Raw genomic sequence first — 8435 nt, 5'->3', positions numbered from 1 at the left:
GCACACGCGGCCGGGCCCGCCGGCCGCGCCGGCACGCGTGGCCGGGCACGCACACGCAGCCGGCCGGCGCCCGCTGTCGCCGCGCGAACCCGCTGCCTAGGCTGACCGGCGTGCACCGCTCCACCCTCCCGGCCGCCGCGCCGACCCCGGTGCCGGCGGCAGGACCCGACTCCACGTCGGTGACCGACGTCGTCGTCCCCGTGCTGTCCGTGCTGGCGTCCGTCGTCGTCGCCTACCTCGTCGCCATCCTGCTCGGCGCGCTCGTCCGTCGTGCCGCCCGCCGCTCGCCCGTGGCCGCCGACCTCACGCGCCGCTCGCGCCGGCCCACCCGTGCGGTGCTCGTCGTCGTCGCGCTGTGGATCGCGCTGCGGCTGTCCACCGAGCCGTCGGACTGGCGGACCTCCGTCGAGCACGTGCTGCTCATCGCTCTGATCATCACGGTCGCGTGGCTGGTCGGGAGCCTGGCGTTCGTGCTGGAGGACGCCGCGTTCGCGCGGTACCGGGTCGACGTCGCCGACAACCGGCACGCCCGGCGGGTGCGGACCCAGGTGCAGCTGCTCCGGCGCATCACCGTCGCGATCATCGTGGTGTGCGCGGCGGGCGCGGTGCTGCTGACGTTCAAGGACGCGCGTGCGTTCGGCGCGAGCCTGCTCGCGTCGGCCGGGCTGCTGTCGATCGTGGCGGGCCTCGCGGCGCAGAGCTCGCTCGCCAACGTGTTCGCCGGGACGCAGATCGCGTTCACGGACGCGATCCGGGTCGACGACGTGGTGGTGGTCGACGGTCAGTGGGGCCGGATCGAGGAGATCACGCTCACGTACGTCGTGGTGCACGTCTGGGACGACCGCCGGCTCATCATGCCGTCGACGTACTTCACGTCGACGCCGTTCGAGAACTGGACCCGGCGCGACGCGAACCTGCTCGGCACGGTCGAGCTGGACCTCGACTGGGAGCTGCCCGTCGAGCGCATGCGCGCAGAGCTCACGCGGCTGCTCGAGGCCACGGACCTGTGGGACCGGCGCGTCGGCATCCTGCAGGTCACCGACGCGGTCGGCGGCGCCGTCCGGGTCCGGGCGCTCGCGTCCGCGGTCGACGCGCCCACGCTGTTCGACCTGCGCTGCTACGTGCGCGAGGGGCTCGTCGCGTGGCTGCAGGCCGAGGCGCCGGAGGGTCTGCCGCGGACGCGGTGGGAGCCCGGGCTCCCGAGCGGTGCCGCCGGGCCCGCGCGCGACCGCCGGCCGGGCGTGGGTGCCGCGGGCGCGGAGCCGACGGCGGCACGGCCGAGGACGGACGAGCCGACGGGCGAACCGACGACGGGCGAAACGACGACGGGCGCGCCGACGGGCGAGCAGCGCGTCACCGGTCGTCGTGCGGCCCGCGCGGAGGTGGCCGGCGACGGGCCGGTGCGCGTCCCGGCGACGCGAGAGCTGCCGCGTCCGGCGGCGTGGTCGCGCGACGACACCGAGGTGCTCACGTCGACCGGCCAGAACGCCCGCCTGTTCACCGGCAGCATCGACGCGCTCAAGCGTTCCGAGCACTTCCAGGGTCCCGGCCAGGACGTGATCGACGAGCGCGAGCAGGCCGCCGAGGAGAGGGGCGGGCGCGGCGACGAGGGCGACGGGCGCCCGCCCGGGTGACCCGCACGACCGTCACACCCGTGACCCGCCAGGCCCTGGTCGCGCACGTCGTCGCGCGCGTGCTCGCTGTGCCGGGCCGCCGCCGGGTCGTCGTCGACGGGGCCGCCGTGCTGCGTCCGGCCGACCTCGCGGACGCGCTGGTCGACCCGCTGCGCGCCGCGGGCCGTGCCGTGGCCCGGGTGCACGCGGACGACTTCCTGCGGCCGGCGTCGTTGCGGTGGGAGCACGGCCGGCACGACGCCGACGCGTACCTGGACGACAGGCTCGACGTGGCGGCCCTGGCCCGGGAGGTGCTCGACCCCTTCGCGGCGGAGGGCCGGTACCTGCCGACGTTGTGGGACGCGGCCACCGACCGTGCCACGCGGGCGGGCTACATGACCGCTCCGCAGGGGGCGGTCCTCGTGGTCGACGGGGAGCTGCTGCTGGGCCGGTGGCTCGACGTCGACCTCACGGTGCACCTCGCCGCCCGCCCGGCGACCCTCGCCCGGCTGGTGCCCGAGGCGGACCGGTGGCAGCTGCCGGCGTTCGCGCGGTACGCCGACGAGACGGCTCCGGAGACGGTCGCCGACGTGGTGGTGCGGGTCGACGACCCGCGTCGTCCGGCCCTCGTCTCTGTGACTGACGACCTGTGACTGTGAGTGGCGTTGCCGGCGTTGACGACGCCGTCTCAGACGCGTAATCTCCGAGCACACGACGGACAGACCGGACATGACACCGACGTCTTGACCATATGACTTCGAGCGGGCCACAGCCCGCTGTACCCCTCCGGCGCAGAACCGCAGCCGAACCTCCCGCCCGCAGAGCCCGCGTCCCGCCAGGGAGCACGGGACGACCTCCAGGCCCGCGACGCTCGAAGGGGAGTGCCCATGGCCATCTACGGGACACCCGTCCACACCGTCGACCACGACCTCGCCTGGGCGGCCACGCTCGTCGCGGCCGCCGTGCTCTGCGCGACCGTCGCGTTCTGGGCGCCGCTCGCCGGGGTCGCGGCGCCGTTCCTGCTGGGTGTGTCGTGGTGGCGGTTGCGCCGCGCGCACGAGCTCGCCGTGCAGGCGTTCCTGTGGGCGGCGATCGTCGCGTCGGCCACGGTCGTGCTGCTGCTCGTCGTCGCGACGTTCGCGCCGACCCGCTGAGGCGCGGTCACCCCGCCGCAGCCCGCCGTCGCCGGTTCCACGCCTCGTCGACCACGAGGGCGAGCGCGACGAGCGCGACCATGGCCCAGAACGACCGGCGCTCGGAGACCCACAGGTCGACGACGAACCAGCCGAGCACCACGCCGGACACCGCGACCGCGACACCGGTCAGCAGCGCCGACGCATGCAGCTCCGCCCGGAGCCGGTACGCCGCGACGGCGACCAGCACGAACACCGCCAGGGACACCGCACTGCCGACGGACGCGAGCGCCCCGACGCTCAGCACGGTGACGAACACGACCATGAGCCCGGAGGTGATGACGAGCCCGCCGTGCCTACCCAGCCGGGTCCCGGAGCCGAACACCGGCGGGAACATCCCGTTCGTCGCGAGCGTCGACGTCAGCCCGCGTGACGCGTACAGCACGGCGGCCACGCTCGACGACGTCGCGAGCAGCGCGGCGACCGTCATCATCACGTACCCGGCCTGCCCGAGCGACGGCTCCGCCGCGACGGCGAGCGCGCGCGGCCCCGCGGCGACGACCTCGTCGACCGGCAGGGTCCCGAACACGCCCAGGGACACCGCGACGTACAGGACCGTCGTCATGCCGAGTGCCGCGTACATCGCGATCGGCAGCTCGCGTCGCGGCTCGGCCAGGTCGTCGCCCGCGAACGAGATGACCGCGAAGCCGAGGTACGCGAAGAACGTGAGCGCGACGCTCGCGACGATGTCGTTCACGCCCGGGTAGGTGCTCGGCGCGAGCAGCGACGTGTCGACCTGCGTGAGCGTCCCGACGACGAACACCGCGAACACGGCCAGCAGCAGGCCGACGACCAGCGACTGCACGCGGTCGACGAGCCGCGGACCCGACACGGTGAGCCACGCGCCGAGCACCACGAGCACCACCGCGCACACCTTCGACAGCCACCCGCCCGGCGGCCCGTCCGCGATCACGGCGGCGGCGTAGTCACCGAACGACGCGGCGACCATGGCGCCCACGACGACGATCGACGTGAGGTACCCGAGCCACGCCGCCACCCCGACGAGCCGCCGGCTCCGGTACCCCTGCTGCAGGTACACGATGAGCCCGCCGGACGACGGCCAGCGCATCGCGAACTTCACGAGCGTGTAGCCCAGGGCGCTCGACATCGCGCCGGCCAGCAGGAACGACACCCACACCGCGGACCCGGCGACGGCACCGGCCTGGCCGAGCAGCGCGAAGATGCCGGCGCCCACCATGGCGCCGACGCCCAGCACCACCGCTCCGCGGACGGTCAGCCGCGCGCTCGTCGTCGGAGCCTCGTCGGTCATGCGGGTCCCCTCGCGTCGGGCCGGTGCTGCTGCGTGCGGTTCGTGCGACGGGGCGGTCGACGAGGTGGGAGGGGCTAGGTGCGGCGTGCGGAGCGGGCGAGGACGCCGCCGATGAAGCCGAGCACAGCCCCGACGACGACCAGGACGAGCCCGGTACCCGGCGCACCCGCCACGGCGGCACCGACCGCGATGAGGATCATCAGCACCGCGGCGAAGCGGATGCCACGGCCCGACGTGCTGTTGAGCCCGAACAGCATCATGATCCCGAGCAGCACCACGAGCACGGTCGACGCGGCGGTCGCCGTCGGCGCGATGGCCGCCTGGTTGCCCTCGGCCGCGTCGGTGGCGACCGCGATGACGCTGTTCGGGTCGATCATCGTGCCGAGCCACGGCAGCACCGCCCCGAACATCGCGAGCAGCGACCCGAGCACCACGAGCCAGCGCTTGGCGGCGGGCCGGTGGTCGGTGGACGTCTGCGTGAGCGTCGCCTCGGCCTCGACCGCGGAGGACCCGTCGCTCGCGGTGATTCGCAGGCGCCGCGACGACGTCTGGCCGCCCGGCGGCGGCTCGCTGTCCACGGAGAGCCGGACCGTGGCGACCTGCCCGGCCGGCACCGCGACCTCGGGCGGCGTGAACGTCAGGCGCGCGCGGCCGAACTCGTCGGTCCCCGCGAGCCGCACCCGCAGCACATCGGCGCCCTTCCGGTTGTCCACGTGCACCCCGAAGACGCCGTGCCGGTCCTGCGTCGCGAGCGTCGACGGCTCGACCTGCAGCCGCGCCGTCGTGATCGGTGCCGCACGGGACGTGACCTCGAGGACGCCGGGTGCCTCGACCTCGGTCTCGCCGTCGTTGGCCACCACCGTGAACTGCCGGGTCTGCGTCGTGCCCGGCGGCGGTGCGGCCGTGCGCAGCAGCGCGTGCACGGTCGTGACGCGGTGCGGCCCCACGACGAGCCGGTTCTCGCCGAACGAGAACGCGACGAGCCGCTGCGGGTCGCGGCCGCCCAGCGACAGGGCGACACCGACATCGCTCGCCCGGTTGTCGATGACGACGTCGAACGCGACGGTCCCGTCGCCCGTCGCCTGCAGGTGGCTCGGCTCGAGCCGCACGGCGACCGGGTGGCGCTCGGGCGGCGCCGCGGTCCGCTGCGTGATCGTGACGACCGACGTGACCTGCCCATCCTCCGACGTCGCCGTGATCGTCACCTGCCGGCTGACCTCCTGGCCCGGCTCCGGCTCGGGCGCCGTGAACCGCACCGTGGTCTCGACCGTCCCGCCCGCCGGCACGTCGACCGCGGGCGGCAGGAAACCGACGCGCACCACGTCCTCCGGGTCGTGCGCCGACAGCGTGTAGTGGTGCGGGTAGTTGGCGGCCCGGTTGTCGAACGACAGCGTGAACTGGCCCTCGCCGGTGTCGTTGACGTGCACGAGCGTCGGGCGCGGCGACAGCGTGGGGGGCGGCCCCAGCCGCGGGACCGTGAGCTGCACGGACACCTCGACGAGCTTCGCCGGGTCGATCGACGACCGGACCACAAGCGGCACGTCGACCTGCTGCGCGACGACCAGCACACCCGGGCGCGTCGCGAACGTCACCTGCACGGTCCGCGTCTCGCCCGGATAGAGGTTCGCGTCCTCCTGCGTCATGACGAGCCACGGCGGCGGCGCCGCGGGGTGCACGACGATGCCGTCGACGATGTCCGACGCGTTCTTCAGCACGATCCCGACCGTGCCGGGCGACTGCGGGGTCACGACCACCTCGGTCTGCTCCAGCAGGGCGACGGGGACGGCCGCTCGCGGCTCGGTCTGAGGACGCGGCGTCGCCTCGTCACCGGTCGGCTGCTCGGCCGTGGGGCCGGTCGACGCCGTGGCCGTCGTCGTGGTGGTGCCTGTCGTGCCGCCCTGGCTCGCCGCGGTCTCGTGCGTCGCCTTCGGGGCGTCGCCTGGTCCGTCCCAGTCGAAGTACGTGTCGCACACGCGGCAGAACGCCGCGTCCGGCGGGTTCGACGCACCGCACACGCTGCAGATGCGATCCGCCATCACGTCCCCCTCGTCGTCGCGAGAGCCCCGTCACCGCGATGCTAGCCGCGTCGCGGTCACGGGACTTCCTGGAGGAAGGAAGTCCGCAGGTCCGCGCTGATACGACGACCTCACATCCTGCGTGCGGCGCGCGTCTACCTCGTGGGAGCAGGGCTGTCGGAGGGGAGAGGGAAGATGTCGGTCATGACGGGGACGCGGACGGGGATCGTCACGCATACGGTCGTCGGTTCGGGCATGGGCCCGATCACGCTCGTCGGCACGGACGGGGCGCTCTCGGCGCTCCTGCTGCCATCGACGCGGCCCCGCAACCACCCGGCCGACGGCGACATCGGACGGCGCGACGACGCGTCGCTGGCCGAGGCCGCCCAGCAGCTCACCGAGTACCTCGCCGGGACGCGCACCGAGTTCGACCTGCAGCTGCACATGGTCGGCTCGGAGTTCCAGAAGCGCGTCTGGCACGGCCTGCTCCGCATCCCGTACGGCACCACCTGGTCGTACGGCGAGCTGGCCGCCTCCGTCGGGCTCGACCCGCGGACGTCGTCCCGGGCCGTCGGCGCCGCGAACGGGGCCAACAAGATCGCGATCGTCGTGCCGTGCCACCGCGTCATCGGGGCGAACGGCGCGCTCACCGGGTTTGCCGCGGGCGTCGAGCGCAAGCGGTTCCTGCTCGAGCTCGAACGGTCGCCCGTCGGGGGTGCGGGCACGCTCTTCTGAACGACGTCCCGGGGGTTACCCCGACGACGAGCTCATGGGGTCACCGGATGGTTCCGGGTGTGCGGCGCCCCAGAGGCTGGGATCACCGAGTCCGACCTGCCACGCAGGGGAGCAGAGGAGATCTCATGAGCGACCGCACGCGCACGACCGCATCCGTCACGTCCCGCCGAGTCCGGGGAGCCGCGATCCTGGCCAGCCTGTGCGCCGTCGGAGTGACAGGTGCCCTGGTGGCTGGCCCGGCGACGGCGAACGGCCGGCCGTCGCACGGCGGGTCCCCGGACGTCGTCCAGAGCGAGCTCGACACCCTCGTCGCCGACGTCGGCTTCCCGGGCGCCCTCGCCACGTACCAGGACGCCCGCGGTCGCAGTCGCGACTACCGGTCGGGCGTCGGCGACCTCACGACAGGCGCGCGCGTGCCGCTCGACGGGCAGGTGCGCATCGGCAGCAACAGCAAGACGTTCCTCGCCGTCGCGGTCCTGCAGCTCGTCGACGAAGGCGCCGTGGACCTCGACGCGACCGTCGAGACGTACCTGCCCGGCCTCGTCCACGGCGACGGCGTCGACGGCAGCACCATCACCGTGCGCCAGCTCCTGCAGCACACCAGCGGCATCCGGAGCTACACCGAGGCGATGGACTTCGACGCGACCCGGCACCAGTACGTCGAGCCGCGCGAGCTGCTGGACCTGGCCCTCACGATGCCCGGCAAGCCCGCGGGCACCGAGTTCTCGTACAGCAACACCAACTACGTGGTCCTCGGCCTGATCGTGCAGCGCGTCACCCACCGGCCCCTGGCCGAGGTGCTCGAGCACCGGATCATCGAGCCGCTGCACCTGCGCGACACGTACATCCCCGACCGCGGCGAGGAGCAGATCCGCGGCCGCCACCCGCTCGGCTACCACGCGTCCACGCCCGGCGGCGAGCTGGTCGACTGGAGCGAGCTCGACCCGTCGTTCGCCTGGGGCGCCGGCGACATCGTGTCGACGCCGAGCGACCTGAACGCGTTCTTCGTCGCGCTGCTCGGCGGCCGGCTGCTGCCGCCCGCGCTGCTCGCGCAGATGCAGCACACCGTGGACGCCGATCCCGGGATGGGCTGGAAGTACGGGCTCGGCCTGATGAGCACCGACCTGTCGTGCGGCGGGGTCGCGTGGGGGCACGGCGGGAGCATCCAGGGGTTCGAGACCGGCGGCGGCGTCGGGCCGGACGGGCGCGCGGTGACCGTGGCCGTCACCGCGCTCCCGGCCGCGATGGCGGACCCGCTGGCAGCGACCAAGCGGATCAACGCCGCGGTGGACGCGGTGCTCTGCTCGTGAGCGACGCGGCGGTCCCGCTCGGCACTGCACGCCGGGAGGGACCGCCGTGCGTCGCATGGCTGGTCAGAAGTCGAGCGGCGCCAGCACGATGCCCATGTCCAGGTCGTGGGTGGTGACGGCGATCGGCACGTCGAGACCGGCCAGCGGCCCGGCGGCCAGAGCCCGCTGGACCAGCCGCAGGAAGTGGGTGTGCACGAGGAACACGGCCGTCGTCCAGGCGCGGTCTGTGGCGTCGTCGCGGCGCCCGTCGTGCGAGCGCGCCCGGGTCGTTCGGAACGCGTCCTGCATCGGCTCCCACC

8 protein-coding genes are annotated in these 8435 nt (G+C 74.0%); 5 read left to right on the top strand and 3 right to left on the bottom strand.

What is annotated here, in order from left to right:
• Positions 1 to 110: 110 nt before the first annotated feature.
• The 3 genes from J7523_RS19610 to J7523_RS19600 all read left to right on the top strand — a co-directional run bounded on the left by J7523_RS19610 (position 111) and on the right by J7523_RS19600 (position 2767).
• Positions 111 to 1634 (top strand): mechanosensitive ion channel domain-containing protein, encoded by a 1524-nt coding sequence (locus J7523_RS19610; protein WP_363267381.1) that lies wholly within the window; start codon positions 111 to 113, stop codon positions 1632 to 1634.
• Positions 1635 to 1654: 20 nt separating this feature from the next.
• Complete coding sequence (locus J7523_RS19605; RefSeq protein ID WP_291890367.1) at positions 1655 to 2266, top strand: uridine kinase; 612 nt, start codon at positions 1655 to 1657, stop codon at positions 2264 to 2266.
• A gap of 234 nt (positions 2267 to 2500) precedes the next feature.
• On the top strand, positions 2501 to 2767 hold the full coding sequence (locus tag J7523_RS19600; protein ID WP_291890365.1) for a hypothetical protein: 267 nt from the start codon (positions 2501 to 2503) through the stop codon (positions 2765 to 2767).
• Between the two features lie 7 nt (positions 2768 to 2774).
• On the opposite strand, the gene J7523_RS19595 is transcribed toward J7523_RS19600, so the two are convergent.
• The gene (locus J7523_RS19595; RefSeq protein WP_291890364.1) at positions 2775 to 4076 is read right to left on the bottom strand and encodes an APC family permease; all 1302 of its coding nucleotides are present in this window, start codon (positions 4074 to 4076) and stop codon (positions 2775 to 2777) included.
• Between the two features lie 74 nt (positions 4077 to 4150).
• Positions 4151 to 6112 (bottom strand): zinc ribbon domain-containing protein, encoded by a 1962-nt coding sequence (locus tag J7523_RS19590; protein ID WP_291890362.1) that lies wholly within the window; start codon positions 6110 to 6112, stop codon positions 4151 to 4153.
• 183 nt (positions 6113 to 6295) lie between these two features.
• Here J7523_RS19590 and J7523_RS19585 point away from each other — a divergent pair, with 183 nt between their 5' ends.
• Positions 6296 to 6826 carry a methylated-DNA--[protein]-cysteine S-methyltransferase gene (locus J7523_RS19585; RefSeq protein ID WP_291890360.1) on the top strand — a complete coding sequence of 177 codons (531 nt, stop codon included), beginning with the start codon at positions 6296 to 6298 and terminating at the stop codon, positions 6824 to 6826.
• Positions 6827 to 6951: 125 nt separating this feature from the next.
• Positions 6952 to 8136 (top strand): serine hydrolase domain-containing protein, encoded by a 1185-nt coding sequence (locus J7523_RS19580; RefSeq protein WP_291890359.1) that lies wholly within the window; start codon positions 6952 to 6954, stop codon positions 8134 to 8136.
• A gap of 63 nt (positions 8137 to 8199) precedes the next feature.
• Here J7523_RS19580 and J7523_RS19575 read toward each other — a convergent pair.
• Positions 8200 to 8435: hypothetical protein (locus tag J7523_RS19575; RefSeq protein ID WP_291890358.1), on the bottom strand; the 236-nt coding region annotated here is incomplete at its 5' end.

The organism is Cellulomonas sp. (assembly GCF_017744555.1).
In the GTDB taxonomy this organism is placed as follows: Bacteria; Actinomycetota; Actinomycetes; order Actinomycetales; family Cellulomonadaceae; genus Cellulomonas.
This window is presented reverse-complemented; position numbering and strand designations above follow the sequence as displayed.